The organism is Archangium minus, from assembly GCF_044360475.1.
GTDB lineage: Bacteria > Myxococcota > Myxococcia > Myxococcales > Myxococcaceae > Archangium > Archangium minus.
The window spans coordinates 3,048,506-3,074,873 of record NZ_CP043494.1; the positions used below are offsets into that span (position 1 = coordinate 3,048,506).

16 protein-coding genes are annotated in these 26,368 nt (G+C 66.0%); 7 read left to right on the forward strand and 9 right to left on the reverse strand.

The window, feature by feature from the left end:
• Window positions 1–8 precede the first annotated feature (8 nt).
• From F0U60_RS12515 to F0U60_RS12525, 3 genes are all read right to left on the reverse strand, one after another.
• Window positions 9–4,130 (reverse strand): protein kinase, encoded by a 4,122-nt coding sequence (locus F0U60_RS12515; protein WP_395818475.1) that lies wholly within the window; start codon window positions 4,128–4,130, stop codon window positions 9–11.
• Between the two features lie 249 nt (window positions 4,131–4,379).
• Window positions 4,380–6,053, reverse strand: a complete 1,674-nt coding sequence (locus F0U60_RS12520; protein ID WP_395818478.1) for a serine/threonine-protein kinase — start codon at window positions 6,051–6,053, stop codon at window positions 4,380–4,382.
• Entirely contained in the window at window positions 6,028–10,869 is a 4,842-nt protein-coding gene (locus F0U60_RS12525) for an Ig-like domain-containing protein (RefSeq protein WP_395818481.1), read from the reverse strand. Before F0U60_RS12525 ends, F0U60_RS12520 begins: the two co-directional genes overlap by 26 nt.
• Window positions 10,870–11,097: 228 nt before the next feature.
• Between F0U60_RS12525 and F0U60_RS12530 the strand changes: the two genes are divergently transcribed.
• Window positions 11,098–12,546: an FAD-binding protein gene (locus tag F0U60_RS12530; RefSeq protein WP_395818483.1), complete on the forward strand. Its 1,449-nt coding sequence runs from the start codon at window positions 11,098–11,100 to the stop codon at window positions 12,544–12,546.
• Window position 12,547: 1 nt separating this feature from the next.
• Here F0U60_RS12530 and F0U60_RS12535 read toward each other — a convergent pair whose 3' ends face one another.
• Window positions 12,548–13,762 carry a methyltransferase gene (locus tag F0U60_RS12535; RefSeq protein WP_395818486.1) on the reverse strand — a complete coding sequence of 405 codons (1,215 nt, stop codon included), beginning with the start codon at window positions 13,760–13,762 and terminating at the stop codon, window positions 12,548–12,550.
• Window positions 13,763–14,147: 385 nt separating this feature from the next.
• Here F0U60_RS12535 and F0U60_RS12540 point away from each other — a divergent pair, with 385 nt between their 5' ends.
• Together F0U60_RS12540 and F0U60_RS12545 are read left to right on the forward strand one after the other, a co-directional pair.
• Window positions 14,148–14,462, forward strand: coding sequence for a hypothetical protein (locus F0U60_RS12540; protein WP_395818489.1), 315 nt, complete (start codon window positions 14,148–14,150; stop codon window positions 14,460–14,462).
• A 22-nt stretch (window positions 14,463–14,484) separates the two neighbouring features.
• The gene (locus F0U60_RS12545; protein WP_395818492.1) at window positions 14,485–14,643 is read left to right on the forward strand and encodes a hypothetical protein; all 159 of its coding nucleotides are present in this window, start codon (window positions 14,485–14,487) and stop codon (window positions 14,641–14,643) included.
• 66 nt (window positions 14,644–14,709) lie between these two features.
• On the opposite strand, the gene F0U60_RS12550 is transcribed toward F0U60_RS12545, so the two are convergent.
• The gene (locus F0U60_RS12550; protein WP_395818495.1) at window positions 14,710–15,495 is read right to left on the reverse strand and encodes an aminoglycoside adenylyltransferase family protein; all 786 of its coding nucleotides are present in this window, start codon (window positions 15,493–15,495) and stop codon (window positions 14,710–14,712) included.
• Window positions 15,496–15,693: 198 nt separating this feature from the next.
• On the opposite strand from F0U60_RS12550, the gene F0U60_RS12555 reads away from it, so the two are divergent.
• Complete coding sequence (locus tag F0U60_RS12555) at window positions 15,694–18,030, forward strand: kelch repeat-containing protein (RefSeq protein ID WP_395818498.1); 2,337 nt, start codon at window positions 15,694–15,696, stop codon at window positions 18,028–18,030.
• A 14-nt stretch (window positions 18,031–18,044) separates the two neighbouring features.
• Here F0U60_RS12555 and F0U60_RS12560 read toward each other — a convergent pair whose 3' ends face one another.
• Window positions 18,045–18,815 carry a hypothetical protein gene (locus tag F0U60_RS12560; RefSeq protein ID WP_395818500.1) on the reverse strand — a complete coding sequence of 257 codons (771 nt, stop codon included), beginning with the start codon at window positions 18,813–18,815 and terminating at the stop codon, window positions 18,045–18,047.
• Window positions 18,816–19,123: 308 nt separating this feature from the next.
• Window positions 19,124–19,693, reverse strand: coding sequence for a VOC family protein (locus F0U60_RS12565; RefSeq protein WP_395818503.1), 570 nt, complete (start codon window positions 19,691–19,693; stop codon window positions 19,124–19,126).
• Between the two features lie 391 nt (window positions 19,694–20,084).
• Between F0U60_RS12565 and F0U60_RS12570 the strand changes: the two genes are divergently transcribed.
• Entirely contained in the window at window positions 20,085–21,755 is a 1,671-nt protein-coding gene (locus tag F0U60_RS12570; RefSeq protein ID WP_395818505.1) for a hypothetical protein, read from the forward strand.
• A gap of 13 nt (window positions 21,756–21,768) precedes the next feature.
• Here F0U60_RS12570 and F0U60_RS12575 read toward each other — a convergent pair whose 3' ends face one another.
• Together F0U60_RS12575 and F0U60_RS12580 are read right to left on the reverse strand one after the other, a co-directional pair.
• Entirely contained in the window at window positions 21,769–22,755 is a 987-nt protein-coding gene (locus tag F0U60_RS12575; protein ID WP_395818508.1) for an aldo/keto reductase, read from the reverse strand.
• Between the two features lie 77 nt (window positions 22,756–22,832).
• Window positions 22,833–23,651, reverse strand: coding sequence for a MerR family transcriptional regulator (locus F0U60_RS12580; RefSeq protein ID WP_395818510.1), 819 nt, complete (start codon window positions 23,649–23,651; stop codon window positions 22,833–22,835).
• 351 nt (window positions 23,652–24,002) lie between these two features.
• Here F0U60_RS12580 and F0U60_RS12585 point away from each other — a divergent pair, with 351 nt between their 5' ends.
• A complete protein-coding gene (locus F0U60_RS12585) occupies window positions 24,003–24,674 on the forward strand; it encodes a dihydrofolate reductase family protein (RefSeq protein ID WP_395818512.1) in 672 nt (223 codons plus the stop codon).
• 250 nt (window positions 24,675–24,924) lie between these two features.
• Window positions 24,925–26,355, forward strand: coding sequence for a carotenoid oxygenase family protein (locus F0U60_RS12590; RefSeq protein WP_395818515.1), 1,431 nt, complete (start codon window positions 24,925–24,927; stop codon window positions 26,353–26,355).
• Window positions 26,356–26,368: the final 13 nt, after the last annotated feature.

Sequence of the window (26,368 nt, forward strand, 5' to 3'; positions counted from 1 at the left end):
AAGCCTTGTCACCAAGCCACGAGGCCCTCCTGCGGCGTCGAGAATTGCTCGAGCAGGAGCCGGGCGTCCTGGAAGTCCACGGCATCGGTATCCACCCTGCACTCATGGCAGGCTCGCACCAACGTCCGGCGCGCCTGCGCATCGTTGCCCGTGTCTCTCAGCAGCCGCGCCAGTGCCACCGTTGCGCGCAGTTCGAGCAGGGCTGCCTTTTCGCGACGGGCCATGAGGCGGGCCCGGAGGAAGCAACGCATCGCCTCGCCATTCTCTCCTCGCAATCGCAGGAGTTCCCCCCGGATGCGATGCAGTTCGGGAGCGAGAAAGCGGTCACCGAGCTTGTTCGTGCATTGCAGTGCCTCCTCCACCAAGGCCCGTCCCTCCCGTACTTGCCCCAGACTTCCCTGCACCTCCGCGAGAAGTCCCTGGAGATAGGGAACGCTGGGCCAGGCTCCCATCCGCTTCAACTGTTCAACGCTCTCGCGCAGAAGTTCGAGACCCTCCTTGCGCCGCCCCAGTCTGGCCAGTGCCCAGCCACGGAACCCCCTCAGTATCTCCTCTGAGGGTTTGAACCCCCCCTTGGACGCGGCGAGCATGCCCTCCTGGGTCCACTCCAGGGTACGTTGGGCATCCCGGTGGAGCTGGGCGGCTCTCGTCAGCGAGATCAGTGCGAAGCTCAGGGTCCCGGGGTGGTTCAGCCGTCTGGCCCGCGCCAATGCATCGAGGCCGAACTGCCATGCCCGCTGCACATCACCCAGCACCAGCCGGATGAGGCAGATGAAGCTCGAATCCACCGCCTCCATGTCAGCCCAAAGACCGCTGAGGGGAGCGGCCAGGACCGGCTCTTCCGCGTAGAAAGTCCTCGCCTGTTCGAGCAGCTCCAGACTCTTGAGGAGCTCCCCCCGGTGGTGGGAAATGACCGCCAGGCACCGGTAGGCATAGGCACTCAACATCGTGTCTGCTCGTCTCCGGCCAAGGGCCAGGATCCTCTCCGCCAGCTCGCTCGCCAGCGAGAAACGGCCTCCGCCGATGAAGTAGCCGGACATCCACATCCACAGCTGGTCGAGATACGGGAGTGATTCCCCCTCCTGCTTGAACAGCTCCAACGCACGCGCATAGGTCTGCTCAAGCTCGGGCACGTCATAGCCCTGGGTGCCTATCAGCGCCATGCCAAGCGAGTTGAGCAGCATCATCTCTTCACCGCTCCGTCGTGAGGCATCCGGAAGGCTTCGCAGCAGGGCCAGCGCCTGCCGCATATGCTGGATGGCCTCCGGGTAGGCCCAACGCTGGAAGGAGAGCGCCACCGCGCGCATCCGGTAACGAAGGGCCAGCTCGAATTGCCCCGCCTCGGTGTAGTGGTGGGCAAGCACCTCGGGTTGGGCGCCCACCACCTCGGGGAACCGCGCCTCCAGAACCTGGGCGATGTGCCGGTGAAACTCCCGCCGCCGGCCGCGCGGAAGGGCTTGCCAGGCCACATCCTGCAGCAGCGCATGGTGGAACTGGTAGCCTGGCTCTTCGGAGTCGTCCCTCTGGAAGATTCCCGCCGCCACCAGGGACGCGAGGTCCTGACGCAGCTCGGCCTCACTCCGTCGTGTGAGCGTGGCCAGCAAGGCTCCGGTAAAGCGGCGGCCCACCCCGGCACCGAACCAGACCAACACCCGCTGCCGGGGCGGAAGCGCATCGAGTCGGCTCGCGAGCAACTCGTGGAGGGTGAGCGGTATCGCTCCGGGCGCCCGTTCGAGCATCAGGCGAGTCATCTCCTCGACGAAGAGCGGGATGCCTTCCGTCTTCGCCACGAGCTGCGCGACCCGCTTTTCCGGCAGCGCCCGGCCCCTGGCCGCCTCCCGAACCAGTGCAGAGGTGGACTCCGCTGACAGTCGGCCGAGCTCGAGCCGATGGAACCCGGGTCGCGGCGGCCAGGGGGGCTCGAACCCGGTGCGTGCGCTGAGCACCACGAGGACTCGCTCCTCTCCGATGTGCTCCAACATGACGCCGAGCAGCTCCAGGGTGGATGGATCTGCCCAGTGCAGGTCCTCCATCACGGTGAGAACCGGCCGATGTTCCGCCATCCGTGAGGACAGGGCCCGCAGCGCATCGAGGAGCCACCGTTTGCTCTCTCTCTGCTCCAGCGGGAGCGCCATGACAGAAGTTACCTCCGCGCCAACTGGCGAGAGCAGGGAGACGAGACCTTCGATGTACCGAGCATCCAGTTCGGGCTCGCGAAGCAGACCCAGTGCACCCAGCAACGATTCGAGATAGCCACGCAGCTCCTGCCGCGAGCGCACGCGTGGTCCGTGAGGCAAGAAGCGCCGCCACAGCAAATCAACGATCGGAGCAAAGGCGCTGCTCTCGAGTCGCGGCCAGCACTGGCCCTGGATGAGGTAGGCCGACTCCGGGGAGAGCCGGCTGATCAGCTCCTGGATGAGGCGGGACTTACCGATACCCGCCTCACCCCGGACGAGCACGAAGGAGCCACGCCCTTCCTGGGCCTCCTCCCAGAGAGAGAGGAGCATCCGAAGCTCCCGCTCCCGCCCCACCAGGCGGGAGACGGTCCCGGTGGCGAGCACCCGCTCGAAGCGCATCACCGCCTCGCGCTCGCGCAGCACACGCCAGGCGTCCAAGCGCTGTCCGCCCACCGGCGCAAGAGGGTCCTGGGTGACGAGGGGCTCGGTCTCGAAGGCGCCGCGCACCAGCAGCAACGTGTTACTGCTGAGTGCCACAGCTCCAGGCCCTGCCAGCCCCGCCAACCGGGAAGCGAGCTGGGGTGCCTCTCCCTGGATGGCAGGTGCGGTCCCGGAGGCCTGCTGAGCGGAGACGGTGAATACCACCGCATCGGTATGAATCCCCACTCCCACGGAGAGCGCATGCCCCGGCAGCCGGGGAGGCTCTTTCTGAAAGCACTTGAGCAGGTCGAGCCCCGCGCGCACCGCACGTATTGAATCGTCCTCGTGGGCCACCGGGTAGCCGAAGGAGGCGAGCACCTCCTGTCCGAGCCAATGGGTGATGAAGCCCTCGTGTCGCTGGATGACCCGCGAGCACTTGCGGTGGAAGTCTTCCTCCATCTCGAGGGAATCCTCGGGGTCGGGCTTCTCGGAGAGCCGCTCCAGTCCCACCAACCTGCAAGACACGAGCGTCACCTGCCGGCGCTGAGGACCCAGGGCAAGGGGCTCCTCACGCCACGGCCCAAGTTGCGTCTCCAACTGCTGCAGCCGTTCAGCCAACACGGTCGCACTGGAGAGCCGCCGGCCAGGCTCCTTCGTCAGCAGCGAGGACACCAACCGCGCCACCTCTTCGGGCAGCTCCGGAGCCCGCTCGCGGACCGAGGGCACCGGCTCGGGAGAGAGCACCCGCGCACGTAACTCCTCCAGGTTGACGCTCGGGTAGGGGAGCTCGCCGGTGAGCAGCTCATAGAGCATCACCCCCGCGGCCCAGAGATCGGTGCGCGCATCCTGCGGCTCACCCCGCCACTGCTCCGGAGCCATGTAGGGAGGCGTTCCGGCCGTGGGGAGGTAGGGCACGTGTGAGCCGGAACCCAGGAGGTGCGCCAGTCCGAAGTCGATCAGCTTCACCGTGCCTTGTCGGGTGAGGAAGACATTGCTCGGCTTGAGATCGCGGTGGACGATGCCCCGCTCGTGCGCATGAGCCAGGCCTCTGGCCACGCCCCGCATGAGGCTCAGCACGCGTCGCAGCCCCGGGCGCTCCCGCCTCAGGAGCGAACCGAGCGACTCCCCGTCCAGACACTCCATGACGAGGAAGGGCACGAGGGGCTCCCAAGGTGCGCCGCCCCACTCGCCTACATCAAAAATGCGGACGATGTTCTCATGGTCGAGCTGCGCGATGGCCCGTGCTTCCTGACGCAGAATCGCGCCGAGCGCTTCCTCCCTTGTTCCCGCTCCGCGAGGCAGGAAGAACTTGAGAGCCACGACGCGCTGCAGCTCCGCATCCAGGGCGCGGAAGACCTGCCCCATGGCGCCGCCGCCCAGCGTGTCGAGCACCTCGAACCGGTGCTCGTCCCGTCCCCCCAACCGCGCGCCAGGAGTCGGCACACGGGAGGGCATCTGAGCCCGGGCGATCTCCTTCAGGAAGGAGTCACTGAAGTCAGTGAAGTCCTCGAGTTCCTCCGAACCATCCCCCATGGCGACTCCTCACGCTTCGGGGAAAGGTAGAGTCCCATGGTTCTGATTCGTCAGGGACAGGCGGAGACGGAGCGGAGCAACGCTCGCGCTCCAGGAACCATGGCATCCGGAAAGGCCCGTGCTGGTCCACGTGACGGTCCATGCCATGGCGGATGCCTGGCGCTTCGGCTGCGGAGCGAGCGGCGATCTGGAGGGCTGCGGCGGCCACGATGACGTCGCAACCCTGGGCTGCCGCCGAGGGGGTCTGGTCTACCGTGAGCCGCTCGCGAACGGGCTTTCCTTCGGCAGCACCGCCGTAGGCTGCTCGCTTTCCGCCTGGGAGGGCGTGTGCTCCAGCCGGGTCCCCTGCTCCGTGCTCCGCGGCGGAACCCGGCTTTCCTTGCGCGCGAGAGCTTCCTGCACCAGGCGGCCCAGTTCCCGCTGTCCGTGGGGATGGGGCGCGAGCGCTCCCGTCAGGGCACAGAGTTGCTCGCGCAGCCGCTGGCCCCGGTCCGTGCGGTTCGCCACCTGCCACTGGAGCAGGTCCATGATGGCGGCATCCAGCGCGGGCGGCACGTCCGGGCGGTGGACCGAGGGCGGCACGAGGAAGGGCGGCGGGGCGCTGCGCAACGTGTCGGAGGCATCCTCCCCCTGGAAGACGCGCCGTCCCGTGAGCGCCTCGTGCAGCGTGAGGCCAAGCGCGAAGAGATCCGCGCGCCCGTCGAAGGCGTGGCCCCGGGCCTGCTCCGGGGCCAGATAGCCCAGCTTGCCGCGCACCCGGTCCGCTCGGGTGAGCCGGACGTGAATGGCCGCGCGCGCCACCCCGAAGTCCCCCAGCTTCACCTCGCCGATCCGTGACAAGAGGATGTTGGGCGGATTCACGTCCCGGTGGACGAGGTTGAGCGGGAGGCCCTCGCTCGAGGTGCGCCGGTGCACGTAGTCGAGCGCCTCGCCAAGCTCGGCTCCGAGGTAGGCCACCACGGCCAGCGGCAGCGGTCCGTGGCTCTTGAGCAGCTCGCGCAGGGACAGTCCTTCGATGTACTCCATGGCCATGAAGTAGGTGTCCCCGAACCGGCCCACGTCGAGCACCTGGACGATGTTGGGGTGGTTGAGCAGCGAGCCCAGCTCCGCCTCCCGGCGGAACAGCGTCACGAAGTCCTCGTCCTCGGCATAGGCCGGGAGGATGCGCTTGATGGCCACCACCTTCTCGAAGCCGCCCTCGGGGCTGTAGGTGGCTCGGAACACCTCCGCCATGCCGCCCACCCCCAGCCGCTCGTGGAGGAAGTACTTGCCCACCAGGTCCTTCTCCCGCACGGCGTGCAGTGCGTCTTCGGCTCTGTGCGTGAGGTAGCTGGCCACGAGCGCCGCCAGCCATCCGATGACGAAGTAGTAGGCGGCCCGCAGAATCACGAGCGGCGGCGTGAACATCAGAGGAACGGGCTCGGTCAGCCGGGGCCAGGCCAGCAGGAAGTAGAGCAGCACCGTCTGGGCGGCCACGAGACCGCCGGCGAAGAGGGCCAGGTTGCGTTTGCCACGCAGCGCCGCGAGCACGATGATCCCGCTCCAGAGGACGGCCATGGGGTTGGCCAGCGCCTGCTCGGCATTCGCGAAGAGCGTGTCGCAGACGAAGAGGAACGCCCCGGTGGTGGTCTCCAGGCCGACGTTGACCCAGTGGATGGCGGGGTGGAACCAGCCTCGCCGCAGCAACCGGGAAAGCCCCCCGTAATAGACAGCGAAGAAGGCACACAGGCCCGCGACGGACAGGGCGAGGGGCCAGCCGATGAGGGCGCTCAGCCCGAGCGTGGAGACGACGAAGATGCAGGACACCCGGCTGATGAACCGGGTCACCGTGGCTTCGCGGGCTACGGCGTCCGCCCGGAAGTGCTCGGCAAGTAACTGCGTACCGAGCGGCGCCGCGCTACCTGGAGGGGCGGAGTGAGGCATGGGGGAGGGCATTATCTTGCAGCCGTGACGGCAAGGCGAGTGTTGTCCCTCCGTGGCATCGGGAAGCTGGGCCGCGGTTGCGCCGTGAGTAGACCAGCAGGGCAAGGAGGAACATGGCTGGCGCGAACGCGCCCTTGCTGCCTCCCGAGCCGGTGTCACAGGCGCAACCCATAGACTCGTTGACGTCAGGTCCGCCGTCGTCAGGTCCGGTGATGACGCCTCCGTCGGAGATGAGCTCGAACTCGGCCGTGGAGGACTCCTTGCCGTCGCTCACCGAGAAGGTGAAGCGCGTGGCTCCCTGGAAGCCCGAGGGCGGTGTGTAGACCAGCTCAGCGGACGTCCCCGTGAGCGTGCCAGTGTCGGGCTGGGTCAGGAGGGTGAAGGTGAGCGAGTCACCGTCCGCATCGCTTCCGGTGAGGACGATGGGCGAAGGCGTGGTCGCCGAGACGGTCAGTGTCTGCGCGTGGGCCACGGGTGCGTCATTCACCGCCAGAATGGTGAGTGGCACGGTGACGGGGGTGGACGTGACGTACCCATCGGAGACAGTGAAGGTGAAGCTGTCCGGGCCGTGGTAGTCCGGCGCGGGCGTGTACGTGAGCGAAGGCGCCGTACCCGAGAGTGTGCCGTGGCTCGGCCCCTCCACCACCTGGAAGCTCGGCGTGTCGCCGTCCACATCCGCGCCGGCCAGGGTGAGCTCGAGCGCCGTGTCCTCAGCGGTGGACAAGGACTGGGCGTGGGCCACGGGCGCGTCATTCACCGCCGCAACCGTGAGCGACACCGTGGCGGGAGCGGACGTGGTCGTCCCATCGGACACAGTGAAGGTGAAGCTGTCCGGGCCGTGGTAGTTCTCCGCGGGCGTGTACGTGAGCGAGGGCACCGTGCCCGAGAGCGTGCCGTGGCTCGGCCCCGTCACCACGCGGAACCTCGGCAGGTCACCATCCACATCGGTCCCCGCGAGGGTGAGGCCAAGCGCTGTGTCCTCGAGGGTGGAGAGAGACTGGGCCGTGGCAACGGGGGCGTCATTCATGGCCGCGACGATGAGCGACACCGTGGCAGGAGCCGAGGTGATCTTTCCGTCGGACACGGTGAAGGTGAAGCTATCCGGGCCGTGGTAGTTCTCCGCGGGGGTGTACGTGAGCGAGGGCGCCGTGCCCGAGAGCGTGCCGTGGCTCGGACCCTCTACCACCTGATAGCTCAGCGAATTGTAATCCACATCGGTGCCGGAGAGGATGATGCCTTTGGCCGTGTCCTCGTTGGTGTACAGGGATTGGGCTTGGGCCACGGGCGCGTCATTCACCGCCACGACGGTGATCGACACCATGGCGAGACCAGACGTGGCCTTTCCGTCGGAGACGGAGAAGTAGAAGGTATCCGTCCCGTTGTAGTTCAGCGGGGGCGTGTACGTGACGAAGGGTGGGGTGCCTGAGAGCGTGCCGCGGCTCGGCCCCACCACCACCTTGTAGGTCAGCGTGTCCCCCTCCACATCGGTGCCAGAGAGCGTGACGTCCTTGGCGGTGTCCTCGTTGGTGGAGAAGGACTGGGCTTGGGCCACGGGGGAGTCATTCACCTCCACGACCGTGAGCGACACCGTGGCGGGAGCGGAGGTGGTCTTTCCATCGGACACGGTGAAGGTGAAGCTGTCCGGGCCGTGGTAGTTCGCCGCGGGCATGTACGTGAGTGAGGGCGCCGTGCCCGAGAGCGTGCCGTGGCCTGGCCCCGTTACCACCTTGTAGGTCAGTGTTTGACCGTCGGGCTCGATGCCCGTGAGCCGAACGGATTTGATCGTGTCCTCGTTGGTGGAGAGGGACTGGTCCGTGGCCACGGGCGTGTCATCCACTCCCGTGATGGTGATCGACACCGTGGCGGCAGTGGAGGTGACCGTTCCGTCGGAGACAGTGAAGGTGAAGCTGTCTGACCCGAAGGCGTTCGCCGAGGGTGTATACGTGAGAGAGGGCGGGGTGCCCGAGAGGGTGCCGCGCGTCGGCCCGGCCACCACCTTGTAGGTCAGCGTGTCCCCGTCCACATCGGTGCCCGCGAGGGTGAGGTCCTTGGCCGTGTCCTCGACGGTGGAGAAGGACTGGGCCGTGGCCACGGGCGCGTCATTCACCGCCGCGACGGTGATGGATACCGTGGCGGGAGCCGAGGTGGCCTGTCCATCGGAGACGGTGAAGGTGAATCTGTCCGGCCCGTGGTAGTTCGGCGCGGGCGTGTACGTGAGCGTGGGCCGACTGCTCGAAATCGTGCCGTGGCTCGGCATTGACGTCACCTTGTAAATCATCAGCGTGCCATCCGGATCCTGTCCGGTGAGCGTGATGCTCCTGGCCGTGTCCTCCGTGACCTGGACCTCCTGAGCCGTCGCCGTCGGCGGGACATTGGGCTGCATTTCGATCACCCGCGCCTTCAAGCGCTGGACGAACGGGCCCAGGGCGTCATTCGCCACCTGATAGACGGAGAGCATCTGGAGCGGGCCCGCGGCGCCGAGGAGGACCCTGGTCTCGTTGCCGGAGCCCGCGGAGAGGATGACTCCGTCTCCATCCAGTGCCAGGCCCGAGGCCGTGACGCGTCCACTATAGACGTCCCAGCCCGTGCCGCCGCGCGCGTCTTCCCAGGCGACGAGGAAGTCCGTCCCCATCCTCACGACCGAAGGCGCCCGCTGCGAACCGGGGGCCTTGCAGATCGGGATGGAGTCGATCACTGCTCCGTTCGTGCCCAACCGCACGGCACGGAGATCCGTCTCGGAGCTGGTGTAGCTGATCAGATGGCTCACGACGAGCAGGTAGTGCGTCCCATTGAAGGCCAGGGCGGGCTGGGGATCGTCGATGGGGTAAGAAGCGGAGGTGAGGTAGAGGCTCGTCTTGTCGAGCACGGCTCCCGCCTTGCTCACCCTCGTGCCGTAAAGCTCGTGAAACCGGTTCGTGTAGTCATATCGGGTCCAGATGACGAGGTAGTTCGTGCCATCGAAGGCGATGGCCGCATGGTCCTGGCCCGCGACCGTGCTGAAGGTGAGGAAGGCGGGGTCGAGCACGGCACCACTCGGACTCACCCGCGTGCCCATCATTCCGCCACTGCCCGTCCAGGCCACGAGGAAGTTCGTCCCATCCGACGCCACCGCTGGTTTGACCTGTCCATCGGTATGGGCACTGATGATGAACCCCGTTGGCTCCAGGACCGTTCCGTCCGGGCTCACCCGAGCCCCGTAGAGGTCGCGCCGGAAATTGTCGCGAGTGTCCTCCCAGACCACGAGGAAGTGGGTGCCATTGAAGGCGACGGCGGGATTGCGCTGATGATCCGAGGCGTTGGAGATGACGAGCCCGGTGGGATCCAGCACGGTCCCGCTCGCGCTCACCCGCGTGCCTCGAATGTCGGTGGTGCCGTGGCGGTCGTCCTCCCAGACAACGAGGTAGCTCGTACCGTCGAAAGCCACCGAGGCACGGATCTCACTGTTGGCTCCGATGCTGAGGGTAAAGCCGCTCGGGTCCAGGACGGTGCCCGCGGTGCTCACCCGGGTTCCGATGAGGTCGAGTGCCTGCTGATCATTCCAGAACACGAGGTAGCTCGTCGCCGAGCTGGTCACTACCAGCGGCCAATCGCTGTTCGTGGCCGTCGTGAGCGCGAACCCCTTTCCATCGAGCGCGTTTGCCGAGGCATCCAGTCGCGTCGCGTAGGCGCTCTTCGTGCCTGGGCGGTTGTCGTTCCAGGCCAGGAGCAACTGCGAGCCCACGCTCGCCAGCCGGGGGTTGTCCGGATAGAAGGAGCCCGAGCCCAGGACCAGAGTGCGGCTTGGGGAGTCCAACACCGCCCCGGTCGTGGACACCCTCGTGCCCGAGATGTCGGAGCCTGGAGCCGTGGTGTTGCTGTCATCCATCCAGGCGACGAGGTAGTGCGTTCCATTGAATGCCACGGTGGGCGAGGAGTAGGGCAAGGCCGACCGACCGATGAGCCTGGGGCTTCCCCCGGTCGTGCCTGTGGGAGGGATGAGCCGGGCATGGATGGTGCTCGAGTTGCCCGACACGGACTGCCGCCAGACAGCGAGGACGTTCTGCCCATCGGTGGCCAGCGAGAGGCTGTCCTGCAGGGACTCGGACGAGACGTCGACGCGGGTGGTGTCGACAACTCCCTCGCGACTCACGAACCTGCCCTCGAAGAGCGCGGACGGCTGGTACATGTAATGTTGGTACCAGACGACGAGCACGCGCCCGTTGGCGGCGATCACCCTGGGATTCTCCAGCCTGTACCCGGAGAAGGTCGGCTTGGCGATGAGCAGTGAGGGCGAATCCAACACGGTTCCCGAGCTGCTCACGCGGGCGCCATGGATGGTGTTGCCCCCGCCGGTGCTCTCACTCCAGGCCACGAAGTAGTTCGTCCCGTCGAACGTCACCGCCGGCGCTTCCTGGTAGGTCGCCTCCAGGGTGGCGATGGGAATCCGCCGCGAGTCCGGCACGGTGCCGTCCTGGCTCACGCGGATGCCGAAGATCTTGGTGTAATTCGATTCCTGGCGCTCCTCCCAGACGACGAGGTAGCCCGTTCCATCGGAGGCGACGGACGGGTAGTTCGGCTCGCCCGCCCCGGGAGTGAACACCGGTGCGTCCAGCTCGAACTCCGGCGAGATGGACCCTTCCAGTGCGGTCGGTGCGATGGTCCTGGCCTGGACGCGGCGAATCACCTCGGCGGGGTCGAACGGCGGGGTGGGGGCGGCCGCAACGGAGGGAGGTGCTTCGCGCTGGACCTCCTGCGCAGGCTCTGACGCCCGGCAGGCACAGGTGAACGCAAGCAGAACGCAGAGCAGGCTCGAGGTGTTTCGGATTCGATGGCTCACGGGAGGTCCCCCCCTCCAGCGAGGGTGCTGGACCTTGGGGGCTCTCACCATGTCATGAACGCGCCCAGAGGCGTAGAGCGCGTGTCCTCCATCAAGCGGGAACCGGGTCCGCGGGAGGTGCGCGTACCGGTGGAGGCTGCTGGCATGTTCTATGAGGTAGGAACAGAATGCGCGCCTTTCTGACGTGCGGCGAGCGGGTGCGGCGCGCCGCGAAGGAGTGAGGAATTCATGACGGGTCGAGCTCTCTCCCGGAGGACGTTGCTCCAGGGATCGTTGGTGGCAATGGCATTCAACCCCGCGAGCCGGAGCTGGGCCGCCACGCTGGAGCCCGGCTCCGTCCCCCTTCCTCCGCTGGAAGGGGCGCTGCTGATGGACGCGGCGTCGCTCACCGCGGCCGCGGAGGACTTTGGCCACATCGTCCATCGCACGCCCTGGGCCGTGCTCGTCCCGGGCTCGGTGGAGGACATCGTGGCCATGGTCCGCTTCGCGCGTCGTCAGGGCCTGCACATCGCCGCCGCGCGAGGGCTCGGCGAGAGCCACAGCACCTACGGGCAGTCCCAGGTGCCGGCGGGCATCGTCATCGACATGTCCGCGCTCTCGACCATCCACGAGATTGGCGAATCGAGCGCTTGGGTGGACGCGGGTGTCCGGTGGCGCCAGTTGCTGGAGGCCACGCTTCCTTCCGGCAGGAGCCCACCGACACTCACCGACTACATCGAGTTGAGCATTGGTGGGACGCTGTCGGTGGGCGGCATTGGCGGGCAGGCGTTCCGCTGGGGTCTCCAGGTGGACAACGTCCTGGAACTGGAGGTCGTCACGGGGGAGGGCGAGCTCGTGCGGTGCTCGCCCTCCTGCGAGCGGCACCTGTTCGACGCCGTGCGGTCGGGGCTGGGCCAGTTCGGCATCATCGTGCGTGCCCGGGTACGGCTCGTCGAGGTGCCACCCCGTGCGCGGACCTACACCGCGCTGTACGGCGACCTCCACCGCTTCCTGGACGACCAGCGGTGGCTTATCGAGGACGGCCGTTTCGACTATGTCGAGGGTGCCGTTGTCCCCTCCGCGGGCGGATGGGCCTTTCAGCTCGAGGCGGTGAAGTACTTCACCCCTGGCTCCGAGCCGCAGGACGACAGGTTGCTCGCGGGTCTCGGCTTCCAACCCGGGACGCTCCAGGTGACGGACAGCAGCTACTTCGACTTCGCCAACCGGCTCGCGCCGTTGGTGGCGATGCTCCAACAGCTCGGTATCTGGGAGTTTCCGCACCCGTGGATGGACATGTTCGTTCCCGCCCGGTCCGCGGCCGCGTTCGTGGAGGAGGTGCTATCGCAGACCACCGAGGCAGACACGGGGCAGGGGCCCATTCTGCTCTACCCCTTCCGCTCAGCGGCGCTCACCGCCCCCTTCCTCCGAGTCCCCACGGACCCGCACGTCTTTCTCTTCTCGCTGCTGCGTACCGCCATTCCCCCGACGCCGGAGAACGTGGCGGCCCTCGTGCAGAAGAACCGCGCCCTCTTCGAGCGGCTCACCGCCATAGGCGGAAAGATGTACCCCGTGGACGCCGTTCCGCTGAGCCGTGCCGACTGGCGCCGCCACCTGCATCCCTACTGGGAGCGCTTCGAGCACGCGAAGCGATGCTTCGACCCGGCCCGCATCCTCACGCCGGGTCAGGGCATCTTCTGAGTCAGTCTGCCCTTGAGGCGATGAGGGCGATGTTGCGTGGGGAGAGGCGTGGGTCGAAGACCTGCAGGAGTTCGACCTGAAAGCCCAGCTCCTCGAGGAGGAGCGCGCGATCGAGCAGAATCACGAGCTCCAGGGCCCTCGCGAAGCGATCCCTCAGCAGATGACAGAGGAAGATGCGCCTCGTCTCGGGGCGGGCGGATACTTCAAAGGAATTCAGCTCGGCGTCCGTCATGCCGACGTCGAGCTGCAGTCGCTCCAGGCGATCACGCGCATAGACAGCGAAGCTCTCGGCATAGAGCGCCTTGGGTGCATCCCCCGCCCGCACGAAGCCGAGAGCGGGGAACTTCCGCCCCAGCAAGAGAGCGAGCGCGAACCGTTGCGCGTAGACGCGCTTCATCAGCGCGAACTCAGCCTCGGTCTTGTGGTGTCGTCCACGCGTCGCCAGGAACAGGGCCCGTCGGGTGATGGGAAGTTCATGCGCCTTGCCGAAGCGGGAGACAGGGTAGTCCCGTGCGGCATCCATCTGGTCGTAGCAGCAGCCAAAGTTCAGGAGGAGTCCTGCCTTCTGGCTCTTGCGAATCTGCGTCAGCGCGAGCGACCCGCAGGTGTGTAGACCAATCGAGACCCGGTCCTGACCGGAAAAGAGCGGATCAATCTCGCTCTGTGGCCCGTCTTCGACGGAGGAGTGGATGAAGCACAGCTTTTCCCGAGGCAGGGTCCGGGCTCTTCGCAGCCAGTCTCGGCCCTTCTCCTGCAAAGCGGTATCACGATCGATGCTGTGGAAGGTCCAATCGAAAGTCCTGACACAGAGACGCGCGAGGTGTCCCATGCCGCCACCGATGTCGACCGCCTGTCGAATCGTCTGGGTTCTCGGCCCGAGCAGGGCGAGGACCCGCTCGATTTCATGGGCTTTCTTGGCATTGAGGCCCTGCGCGTCCGCGGTCGTCAGGCGTTGAACGCCCTCATGCCAGGGCAGCGCTGTCAGCTCACGAAGAGCGAGCACGAGCGAATGCAGCGACTGGGGAGGCTCACCTGGAAGCTCTCCACCATCCAGCCTCTTTTCGCCCTCTTCGTCGAGCGCTTCAGCGTAGTGCCGCCAGGATTCGGGATAAGCGGCTCCGGACTCCGGCCAATTCTGGAGGATGGAACGTGACCAGAGCTCGGACCACGGCCTGAGCAGGTCGGTGAGCGCTTTCAGTCGAGCTTGATGGTTCATCCTCGTCCACTTCACTCACCACAAACGAGCACCTGACTACAGGCTGCGTATCCCGCAGGACGGAAGAAGTATAGGGGGAAGGGAGGGCACGGGGGGCCGCGCTGCTGGCTCATGAGGCCGTCCAGCTCCTGCGCAGGTGCCTGACAGAATGGCAGCCGGACACGGGACGTCCCGGACACATAGGACACGGGCCGGGGCAGGGGGTTCGTGAGAACGAGGGCTTACCTCGCGCGAGCGACCGGTACGCGGTTTGTAAGGCCTCCGGACATGAAGAAGATCCTGGAGTGCGAGCGATCTCTTCCATTCAGTCTTTGCTCCGGGCCGCCGGAGAGCAATGCAGGAAAGCAGCGAGCAACTCAAGAGTCATCTCACAAGGAGGGCAAGAATGTCCGAGGCCGACATGTGGAGCGAAAGTGGTGCCCGTATCACGGATGCACGAGTGCTTGAGGAGCTGCACAGGGTGCTTGAAGAGGAGGGGGCCCTCATCGTGGAGCATCGCTTCTACAGAGGAAGTTCTGCTCCTGACCGCATGATCTTCAGCGACTTCGATGAGCTCACGACGTACCTACAGGAGCGGACGAAGCCTGGGGACTCTTTTTACATCTGGTCATATGAGGCCGTCTGCTCCAATGAACGAGTCCTGAAGGCAGGCAAGATACCCGATGCACTCGGACGGGTGCCAGAAGGCGGGGCCTATTGAGGCCTGGAGCTGTGAGTGTCGGATGGCACCGAGGCGGGCACGCGGATGGTGGGCGACATCGCGCCGGGGGGCGAGCACCAGCGATCCCCGCGAGTACGCGCTCAGCGGCAACAGCGTGTTCTTCAGCGCGAACGACAGCACTCACGGCGATGAGCTGTGGCGCTTCACGCTGACCCCGTGACACCCCTCCACCGGTGAGGGAGGAGGCTCCCGCCCGGCCCGCCACTCTGGCGCGGGCCGGGTGGCTTCAGGCCGTCGCTTCGATGGCGCCTTTCATGTGCCGGATGCAGGCCTCCACCTCCTCGGTGCGGTTCGTCCAATCGTCCTCGCATTCGCCGAGATAGGCGGCGCGCGCCAGCTCGAGCGCCGGCCTGTGCTTCAGCGGCAGCCGTTCCAGCGCCCATGTTGCGGCGACGTCTTTAGGGAAGATCGCTCCCGTCGTGCGTGTCACCCAGATGCGCGCGAGTGCGAGTAGGATGTTGCGCTCGTCGCCCTTCCAGGTGTCTTCGCTTGTCCACTGCGCCGTCGTTTCGGCGAGGGCGCGGTTCAAATCGGCCGTGGGAATCGGGTCGAAGAGTTCAGCCGCGGGCGGTCCGAGCAGCGCGACGTTGTGCTGTCTCAGCATGGCGAGCAGTATCGCGAGATCCGGATCGAAGGTCGGCGGCGGAATCCGCTTCGCCACGAGCTCATCGCGCAACCACTCGCCAAACTGGAGATCGCGCCGCGCCGGATACCGCCACGGTTTGACGTCATCAATGACGACCGCGGTCACTTCGAGCGGCCGGGCCCGGTCTCCTCGCTTTGGATCGTCCGAGAGCGCCAACAGATGCTCGACCAGCCGTACACGCCGGTCGTCGGCGATGGGCTGCTTGACCGCGAGCAGAATGTCGATATCGCTTTTAGGTCGCAGTCCGCCGTTCATTGCCGAGCCGAAGAGATACATACCGATGAGGTCGTCCCCGAGCAGCCGGGTGAGCATGTTCTCGACCCGAGAAACCTGCGCGCGCGATGCCGTGTCCAATGCGGTGTTCATGATGCACAATCTTAAGCCCATTCTGGCACAGAGGTCCATTCTGCCTCTGCGCCGGCCCCTGGTGCGGCGCTCGACAATGCTGTCGGACAATCAGACAGCTTTGGCCAGTAAGAGACGGTGCACAGGCCATGTGGACCGATGGCCAGCCCCTCTCCTTTCTGCTCCATTGCCGCGTCTTCAAGTCGTGGAGGGGGGTTCATGAAAAAGGCATTCACTCCATGGATGTGGGCGCTCATCGTGGCGCTGCTGGCGGGCTGCTCGGCCTCTTCCTCCGAAACCGGCTCAGCTCGGTTCGCCGTGTCCGTGCCCCAAGCCCTCTCCTCCGAGATCGCCCGCGTCTCCGTCACTTCCAGCGCCTCGGACATTCCCTCCGTGACCGTGGAGCTGGCACCCACCCAGGGCGTCTGGGGCGGCACCATCGGAAACATCCCCGCGGGCGCCCATCGCTCCTTCCAGGCTCAGGCCTTCGACGCTTCGGGCATCCTGCTCTTCCAGGGCGCCGCTTCCGGCGTCACCATCTCTGAAGACCAGACAACCCTCGTCGCCATCACCCTCCAGGAAGTCAATCCTCCTCCCGCCTTCGACAATGAGGCCCCTCTCATTGACTCCCTGGAGGCTTCCGCCATCTCCGTTCCTGCTGGCGGCTCTCTTTCCCTGGTGGCCTCGGCCCATGATCCCAACCCGGGCGACGTCCTCTCCTATGACTGGACGGCCACAGCGGGCTCCTTCTCTTCTCCCTCCGAGGCCTCCACTTCGTGGACAGCGCCTGACTCCACCGGCATTCAGTCCCTCACCCTCACCGTGACGGACTCACGTGGCCTGTCCTCTCGCGTTGTCCTGGCCATCCATGTCTCCCTCAACGGCGGAGAGGGAGAGGCTCAGCTTTCCATCGCCTTCAACAGCTCACCGCGGGTGGCCTCTCTCTCCGCCTCTCCCACGCGGCTTCCCGTCGGGCAGACGACCTCCGTCTCCGTCTCTGCCTCTGACCCGGATGGCGACAGCCTCTCCTACGCATGGAGCGCCTCCTGCTCCGGCTCCTGGACCAACGCTTCCTCCAGCTCCGCTCAATTCACCCCCTCCCTTCTGCCCGCCGGTGCCTGCAACAACTGCCGCCTGACTGTCTCGGTTTCGGACGGACATGGCGGGCTGAACACCGGCACCGTCGCCTTGTGCATCAGCAACACGCCTCCTTCCCACCAGCTCCCTCCCGCCATCATCCGCACCTACCGCTCCTCGGACTCCGCCTCCCCGGGCCAGGTGCTCACCTATGAAGTGGTTGCGAGTGATCCACAGGGCTCTGCCCTCTCCTTTATATGGGAGGCCTCGACAGGCGCGCTGGACCCGCCGAGCCACGACGCCTTCCGCAGCCGCGTCACCTGGACAGCCCCCTCCTGTGTCAGCGCCAGCGCGCCCCCTTCCATCACCGTCACCGTCATCAACGCCTTCTACCGGATTGCGACTCAGAGCTTCGCGGTGACGGGGCTGCCGGCCTGTCCTCCCCCTGTGGGCAGTTGGGCCCGGACGGGCTCCCTGGTCCAACCTCGCCGCGCCCACAAAGCGACGGTGCTGCCCAACGGCAAGGTCCTCGTCAGCGGGGGCGTGCTCGAGGAATTCATGATGGATGCATACTCCTACAAGACGGCGGAGGTGTACGACCCGGCCACGGGCACCTGGAGCCTGACCGGTTCCATGGCCGGCGAGCGCGCCTACCACACGTCCACGCTGCTGCCAGACGGCAAGGTCCTCGTCGTGGGGGGAACTGGTCTCAACGCGGTGGAAGGAACGATCGGCGGAACTGCGACGGCGGAGGTGTACGACCCGGCCACGGGCGTCTGGAGCCCTACTGGTTCCATGGCGGACGAGCGCACCCACCACACGGCGACGCTGCTGCCCAACGGCAAGGTCCTCGTCGTGGGGGGCAGCGGTCTCTCGACAGCGGAGCTGTATGACCCGGCCACGGGCACCTGGAGCGCTACCGGCTCCATGGCCTCCTCTCGCTACAACCACACGGCGACGCTGCTGCCCAACGGCAAGGTCCTCGTCGCTGGGGGGTGGGGCAGTACAAGCCATCTCGCGACGGCGGAGGTGTACGACCCGGCCACGGGCACCTGGAGTGCTACTGGCTCCATGGCTTCATCTCGCGACGGCCACACAGCGACGCTGCTGCTCAGCGGCAAGGTCCTTGTCGCAGGAGGAACTCGTAGCCGCCTCCCGACCGTGGAGCTGTATGACCCGGCCACGGGCACCTGGAGCGCTACCGACTCCATGGCTGAAGATCACTTCACCCACACAGCGACGCTGCTGCCCAACGGCAAGATCCTCGTCGCGGGGGGATTCGGCGGCATCGAAGGTTCTCAGGTGACGGCGGAGGTTTATGACCCGGCCACGGGCACCTGGAGTCTTGCCGCCCCCATGCTCATCGCTCGCCAAAACCTCGCGGCGGTGCTGCTGCCCAACGGCAAGGTCCTCATCGCGGGGGGACATATCGTCGATGGCGACGATCAACTCAAGGCAGCGGAGTTGTTCACTCTTTAAATCCTCGAGGCGTCTCAGGGCTGGAGCGAACTCGGCGGCGGGTCCTTCTTCCTCACGGGCATGTAACACTTGCCCTCGAACTCGGCGGTGCTCCTGGGGCAGGGAGGGCGCGCTTCGAGGGTGACCCAACAGCCACCGCGAATCTCCACCTCGGTTCCCTCGAGGCAGGGCGGTTTCCGCTGCTCCTTGAAAGGTGCTTTCGGCATGGGGTAGCCGATGACCTGGGGTGTGGCGTCCAGCGCGTCAGTGAAGGCGATGGGCTCGTCGAGCGCGGTCTCGGCCACCGCTGGAGCCTGTTGCGTCTGGGTGGATTCGGGAGGACGTGGCCAGAGCGTCAGCGCGAGCCCCGCCGCCACTGCGACTCCGGCTCCCGCGAGCAGCCAGGGCCCACGTGCGAGCAGTTGCCTCGGCCACGCTCCTTGGGGCTTCCGGGTGAGGTGTGCGTGCACCTCCGCTCGGTCCCGGGTACGGACATGCCCCAGCGAGCCCTTGAGCAGGTCGAACATCAGCGGCAGCTCGTCGAAGGCGGGGGCCTGCGAATCCGGCGCGAGCTCCACCTCCAGGGCGATGAACGGGGGCAACACCTGACTCGTGGCGCGTACCGTCCAAGCCGTGTGCGAGCGCCACGTCTCCACCCGCCCCGGATCCAGCACCAAGGCGAAGGCCCCCGTCTCGAGGTTGTGTGCCTCGTGGATGCGGCCCAGGCCCACCCCGATGTCCCAGGAACGCCTGCCCACGAGGTATGGCCCCAACCTGCCGCCGCTCCACGAAGGTGTGTCGCCCATTTCTGTCTCTCCCGCGAAGTGCTCCCGTCAGCTTATCCGGTCATCGGAGGCTCCACGCCCTTGGTGCGCCTCGTCGCTCTCGCTGCTCCTCGAGCGCTCGCGAAAAATGACTGCGGCACCGAGTGCGGCCGTGGCGGGAACGAAGATGTCCCCCCCGGCGGTGCTCATGACTGGAAACCCATTCTCGTGCAGCAATGCTCGCGTGGCTTCAAGGTCCCGGACTGCCACGGCGTAAGCAACGAAGGCGGGCAAGGCCGGGGCTTGCTCTCCCGGCAGGGCAGTCGCGAGGCCAGAGTTGGGAATGATCGTTACCCGGGCGTCATCGAGCTCGAAGACGCGTGCTGGACCGTCGCTCCGTGCGGGGCGAGCGAGGTAGCGCGCGTAGCGACGTTCGAAGTCCTCGACCTCGGCCCGTCCTCCGTGTCGAGCTGGCGTTGCACGGTGTTGACGCCGCTGTGGCGCACTCCCTCGGCGCGCAGTTGCTCCCCGGTGGCCTCGGCGTCCGGAGTTTGAAAGACGAGGATATGCAGGCCCTCGAAACGCGAACGGCATGCGCTGACCGTCGCAACCGTGCGCTTGATCGTCTCCAGAACCCGTGGCCGCACCGCGGGCGGTACCTGAATCGGCACGGGCGTGGCATGGCGGGGGGGTTGGTCATCGTCCCCGAGGAGGGTCATGAGCTCGACGAAGTTTCGCGGAAACTCGACGTGGGTGTTGGCCGCGCCCAATGGTTTGGGCGGCTCGCCTTCCTGGAGCGACATGACTGGATAGGCGGGCGGCTGCAGCCGAAAGCCAAGCCGCTGGTAGAGTGTGAGTGCCTGGTCCAAGTCGTCCACCACGAGACCCACATGGTGGAGATAGCCAATTCGAGCGTTCATCGAGGATCTCGCAAAGAAAAGAGCTGCTATTCCTCCCCACATCCACGTCGCACAGCCGGGCGCCCAAGGTCGCCCGAGAGCGTGCGGTGCCATTCCCTGCTGCACGTTCGTCCGGAGTGGGTGTTGATTCGTCCACCACGAGCACCTCGAGGAAGTCCGCAGTTTAACCTGGTGGCGAAAGCGGATGGAATCCTCGGGGGAAAAAGGCTCAATGGGTACCTGCATCTCCGGCGCGCGGGGGCGCGCTTGGGCACGCGGGGGCAAACGAATGAGCACGCAACGCATAACCCCTCATGAGCAGGCACCAGGTGCAGAGCCTTCAGCGCACAGTGAAGCCGGCGAGGTGGACGGACTCCCCAGCCGCCGCGGCTTCCTGAGCGGTTTGGGAGGAATGGCACTGGCCACTCTGACGGCGGGCACCACCACTCTTGTCAACACCGCCTGCGAGCCGCCCGACGAGGAACCCGCGAATTCGGAAACGCGCAGAGCCCTGGCTCGGCGCATCCGCTCGTACCAGCTGCGCCAACAGGCAGCCCTCAACGAATACAACCAGGGCATCTTTCCCAAACGGACCAACGGGGATGAGGAGCGCTACCCCAACCGTATCGGCAACTACTCCAAGGGCTTGCCCCACAATGCGCTGGGCGAGGTGGAGCCAGCCGCCTACAACGCGCTTCTGCGCGCGATCGACACCGGTCGCTTCGAGGACTTCGAGGCCATCCCCCTGGGGGGCCTCGTACGTCTGTTCAACCCCATGGGGGGATTGACCTATGATTTGGTAGGGCCAGACGCTGCCGCCCTCTCCTACGAGCCACCGCCCGCCCTGGCGAGCCCCGAGGCCGCCGCGCAGATGGCGGAGCTCTATTGGATGGCGCTCTGCCGTGACATCCCCTTCACCGATTACCCGACAGATCCGACCATCGCCGCGGCCATCGAGGACCTCAGCCGCTATTCCGGCTACCGGGGCCCCAAGCCCATCACCCCCCAGAACATCTTCCGCATCGACTACCCCGGGGTGCTCGACGGGCCCATGGTCTCCCAGTTCCTGCTCCAGCCCTGGCAATATGATGGCATTCCCATTGAGCCCCGGATGCAGGTGCCGCTGCCTGTCACCACGGGCGATGGCATTGACTTCATGAGTTCCTATGACGAGTGGCTGGCTGCCCAGCGCGGCTTTCCGCCCGGCACGTTTCCTGGCACCCCGCAGATGGATCCCGTGCTGCGCTACATCCACAACCTGCGTGGCCTGGGCCAGTATGCCGGGGTGGACGTGATCTTCAGCCCCTACATCCGGGCGGCCCTCATCCTCCTGAGCTATGGCCCCCCGTTCCGGCCGCCTCTGAGCGAGCGCAACCCGTACGTGTCGGCGAGCACCAAGCAGGAAGGCTTCGCCAGCTTCGGCGCCGGCCACCTGTTCACGCTTATTGGCAGCCTCACCCGCGCCAGCCATGCCGGCTTCTATGGCAAGTGGTTCGTCAACCGTTACTTGCGGCCGGATGCCTTCAGCGGGCGCGTGCACAACCGCCGCCGGGGTGCCGCGGACTATCCCATCCACCCGGAACTGCTGAACTCGCCGGTGCTCGATCGAATCTACGTCCACAACGAGCAGATCAACGAGCGGCGCGGGCTCAACGGGGGCCGGGGCTCGTACCTGCTTCCGGTCATGATGCCCATTGGATCGCCCCCGGACCCCGCGTACCCGGGGGGCCACGGGTGGGGCGCGGGCACCCGGGTCTCTCTCCTCAAGGCCTGGTTCCGGGAAGATTTCGTCATTCCCAACCCCGTCAAGCCCAACCGGGATGGCACGGCACTTGAGCCCTACGTCCCCGGAGTGGATGGGCCCCCGCTCACCGTGGGCGGCGAGCTCAACAAGCTGGCGCACAATGTCTCGGCGGGAAGAGATGCCTACGGCGTGCACTACCGGGCCGACAACCGTGCGGGTAACCGCCTGGGCGAGGACTACTTCATCCGCTTCCTCCGCGAGGAGCGCGCCACCTACGCCGAGTCCGTCTTCCAGGGCTTCGTCTTCACCCGCTTCGACGGCACCCGCGTCGAGCTGTGAACTCCGGATGGGCTTACCCCACCGATTGTCCGAGGATCCGGTTGATCTCCTGCATCTGCCGCGGGGTCAGTGGTCCGAATTCCAGGGCGCGGGCATTCTCCTCCGCCTGCGCCACCGTGCGGAATCCCGGAATCGGCAGGGTCACCGGGCTGTGTGCCCACAGCCAGGCCAGTGCGCCCTGGGCAAGGGTCCGGCCCTGGGAGGTGAGGATGTCCTTCACCTGCTCCAGGCGGGCAAGCCATTCAGGATTGGGCTGACCGTTCTGGAAGTACTTCATCCACGGTACGTTGGCACCGCGAATGTCGGTGGAGTCGAAGCGTGCACCTCTGGCGTATTTTCCGGTCAGCAGTCCCATTGCCAGCGGACCCCGGTTGATGCTGGCCATGCCCATCTCCTCGCAGAGCCTGAGCATTTCAGGATTGTCCTCGAAGATGTTGAGCTGGTGCTGGATGGCCGCACAGTGCTTTCCAGCGGTGAAAGCCCTGGCCCGCGCCGGATCATCGGTGCTCCATCCATAGGCGCGGATGTGGCCCTCCGCCACGAGGGATTCCAGGGTGTCCAGCACCTCATCCACCTGATCCGCGGGATGGTCACCCACATGGAACAGGAACAGGTCGATGTATTCCGTACCCAACCTGCGCAGGCTGGCCTCGCAGGAGCGGCGGATGGCTTCCTGATGGACCTCCGGACCGTCTACCCGCTTCTGGTCGTCCAGCACCCGGTAGCCGAACTTCGTGGCGATCACCACGCTGGACCTGCGACTGCCGAGGGCCTTTCCCAAAATCCTCTCACTGTGCCCAGCCCCATAATTGGCAGCGGTGTCAAAGAATGTCACGCCCAGGTCGACCGCCCTCTGGATCGCCTGGATGGATTCTCGGTCGTCCACCGGTCCGTAACCCCATTCGTCGGTGCCGCCCCGGAAGGGGCCTCCGATGGTCCATCCGCCCAGTCCGAGGGCGCTGACCTGAATGCCTGTGTTTCCCAGCTTGCGTTGAGACATGACTCCTCCTTGGCTTCGCTTCTGGCGAAACCTCTTGCGTGGGTTTTCTGTTGTTGTGCGGAGTGGTGTTTCCTGGCTCAGCGGATCAGCCAGGCCACTTCGGTGCGGTAATCGGCGGTGTCGTCGGTGTTGCCCTCTTCGAACAGGTACACCTCATAGGGGGGCCCCTGGGTTTCGTGGCCGTGTTCCCGGATCCAGTTCCAGACCGCCTCATAGGCTCCCTGCAGCCCGAAATCCCCGCCGCATTCCCCCTCATGCACCGTGTAGGCCGCCGTTCCTCCCGGGAGGGTCAGCACATCGAACCCTTCTGGAAGCAGCAGGGGTCCATCGATCGCAAAGGGCTGGCAGACCTCCACATCCCAGGTGTCCTCCCCCTCGCTCTCGAAGTACCGCACGATTCCAGACCCGGCCGGGTGGGCTCCTGCCTCTCTGAGCGCTGTGAGCAGCGCTGGCTGTGCGGCATCAATGAAGGCACAGGAATGCTCGGGGGCGCAGCGGGCACGCCGGGTGATGCAGCGCTGGGGCAGGACTTTTTTGGTGTTCACCTGATACAGGGACCGCTCGGTCTGTATGAAGGCCCGCAGGTCGTTCAGGACCCGCTGGATGTCCTCCTGCTGGGCCTGCAGCTTTCGCTGCTGCTGTTGGAGCAGGCTGGAGAGCTCGGGTGCATGCCATGTTCTCAGGGCTTCCCGGATGTCCTCCAGAGACATGTTGAAGTCCCTCAGCCGGGTAATTCTGCGGGCGTCTTCCAGTTGGCTGAAGCTGTAATAGTGGTAGCCCGAAAGGGGATCGGTATGCACCGGACGGAGCAACCCCTGCTCGGCGTACACCCGCAGCGCCTTGCGGGTCAGGCGGGCTATCTGGGCGAAACGTCCACTGCGAATCAGGTCGCGCATACCGAATCTCTCCTGAAAGCATGCTAAGCGTGGCCCCAGGGGCCAGCTCAAGACCCTTGTGTTCCACCCCACATGGCAGCGCGAAACCGCCCGTTCCGTCGAAGGCCTGGGAGCTTCGAGCTCGCTCAACAGATGGCAGCACCCGGTCGGTTCGGACCCCAACGTGCACCGGGCCACGAAAGGGCCCTACGAGAGTGCGGATGGAAGCGTGGCGGAGCGGTAGTTCAGGAGGTACTCGACTTGGGGGCAGTGCTGGGACTTGACACGGAGCGGCCTCCTCATGGAAGGCCTTCAATCCTTCCAGTGCTTCGCGGCCCGTTTGTCCAAGGGTCAGATCAAGGAGAGTGAGCCATGCGGAAGATCATCGTCGGCGCCATGGTTTCCATGGATGGCGTCATGCAGGCGCCCGGCGGGCCTACTGAGGATCCGACCCAGGGCTTCAAGTTCGGCGGCTGGGTGATGCCCTATTTCGATCAGGAGTTTGGCGAGGAGTTGGACCACCTCTTCAACGAGAAGTTCGACCTCCTGCTTGGCCGCAAAACCTACGAGATTTTCGCCGGATACTGGCCCTATTACGACGAAAACGCTTCTCATGGCGGCATCGCCAAGCTGTTCAATGGAATCAAGAAATACACGATTTCGCGTTCGGGCGAGGTCGATACGAGTTGGCGGGGCTCGGTCCTTCTCCGCGACATCGCCGACGTGAAGCGCTTGCGCGAGGAAGACGGCCCGAACCTGGTCACCCAAGGCAGCACCGAACTCGTGCACGCGCTGCTGGCCAACGACCTTGTCGACGCGATGAGCATCTTTACGGTGCCAGTTGTGCTGGGCGGCGGCAAAAAGCTGTTCACAGACGGCTCCGCGCCGCATTCCTACAAGCTGACCAGTTCGCGCGTCTCGAGCACGGGCACCCTGATCGCGCACTACGAGCGCGTCGGCGACATCAAGATCGACAGCGCCGCGCTCGATTCACCGAGCGACCGTGAACGCGCGCGTCGGGAACGGATCAAGCGCGAGGGATAACGTTCCGCCGCGGGAAGGCTCATCCGCACGCGACGATCGAGATGACGACGCGCTCCGCCCCGGACGATCACGGCAATGCTGGACCGGGACTGACGGCAGGCAGGCTCCTCCGGATGCGCAGTCAAGAATCCCGGACGCACGCGATAACGGTGGTTCGAGCCCCGGACGTATGAGGAGCCCGGAGCGGCGAGGAACGCCTCACGCCGACACCGCCGGTGCCATCCGCACCGGTCACCTCCGGAGAACCACCATGGACCGCCGTCCTTCCATCAACCCCTACCTCATGGGCAACTTCGCGCCCATTCGCTCCGAGGATGATTTCACCCTGCAGGTCAGGGGCGAGCTTCCTGCCGGGATACGCGGCACGCTCTACCGCATCGGTCCTAATCCGCAGTTCGAGCCGCGTGACCCTCACCACCACTGGTTCGCCGGCGACGGAATGGTTCATGCCTTCCATATCGAGGGCGGCACCGTGACCTACCGGAACCGGTACGTGCGGACTCCGAAATGGGAGTGGGAGCACGCCGCTGGACGCTCGCTGTTCGCGGGCTTCAATACGGCGCTCAATGATCCGCTTGCGCAGGGGCGGGACGCGGGGGTCGCGAATACCAACATCCTCCACCACGCCGGCCGGCTGCTGGCTCTGAACGAGTCCTCTCCTCCCTTTGAAGTCGCCCACGGGAGCCTGGAGCCTTGTGGCTATGTTTCCGGCCCTGGAGGACGCGTCACCGCTCATCCCAAGGTCGACCCCCGGACTGGGGAATTGGTCTGGTTCGCCTACGACGTCGGTGAAGCGCCGTTGAGTGCCACGGTCCGCTATGGGGTGACGGATGCCAGGGGCAGGGTCATCCGACGGGACGACTTCCAGGCGCCCTACTGCTCCATGATGCATGACTTCCTGGTGACCGAGCACTACGTCCTGTTCCCGGTCCTGCCGCTGACCGGAAGTGTGGAGCGGGCCGCGCGGGGCCTTCCGGCCATTGCCTGGGAACCCTCGCGCGCCGCCTATGTCGGCGTGATGCGCCGGGATGCCGACGTGTCGACGCTGCGCTGGTTCAACACCGAGGCGTGCCACGTCTTCCATCCCATGAACGCCTGGGAAGCGGACGGCAGGCTCTTCGCGGATGTCTTCCGTTATGACGCGGCTCCGATGTTCCCCCTGGCCGATGGCACTGCCGGCCCCCATGGAATGGCTCGCCTCTGGCGCTGGACCTTCGACCTGTCGGGCGCTTCGGACACCATTCGACAGGAGCCCATCGACGACCTGGAGGGTGAGTTTCCACGCTTCGATGAGCGCCGGATGGGCCTGCCCTACCGCCACGGCTGGTATGGCGCGGACCTCCACGGTGAGAACACCTGCGAGCCATTGCGCCTCAACGCCCTTGTCCACCTGGACGTGAAGACGGGCCAGCGGCAGGTGTATGCTCTCCCTCGCGGAGACCTCGTCTCGGAGCCCGTGTTCATCCCTCGCTTCGCCACTGCCGCGGAGGGAGACGGGTGGCTCACCGCAGTGGTGTGGCGGGCCGCGGAGAATCGCAGCGACCTGCTGGTCTTCGAAGCGCTGGACATCGGCCGCGGCCCCATCGCGACCGCGGCCGTGCCACGGCGTGTCCCCTTCGGGTTCCATGGAAACTGGGTGGTGGACGCTTCCTCGCCACGCCCTGGTGCCCAGGAGGCTTGACGGGACGCTGGGG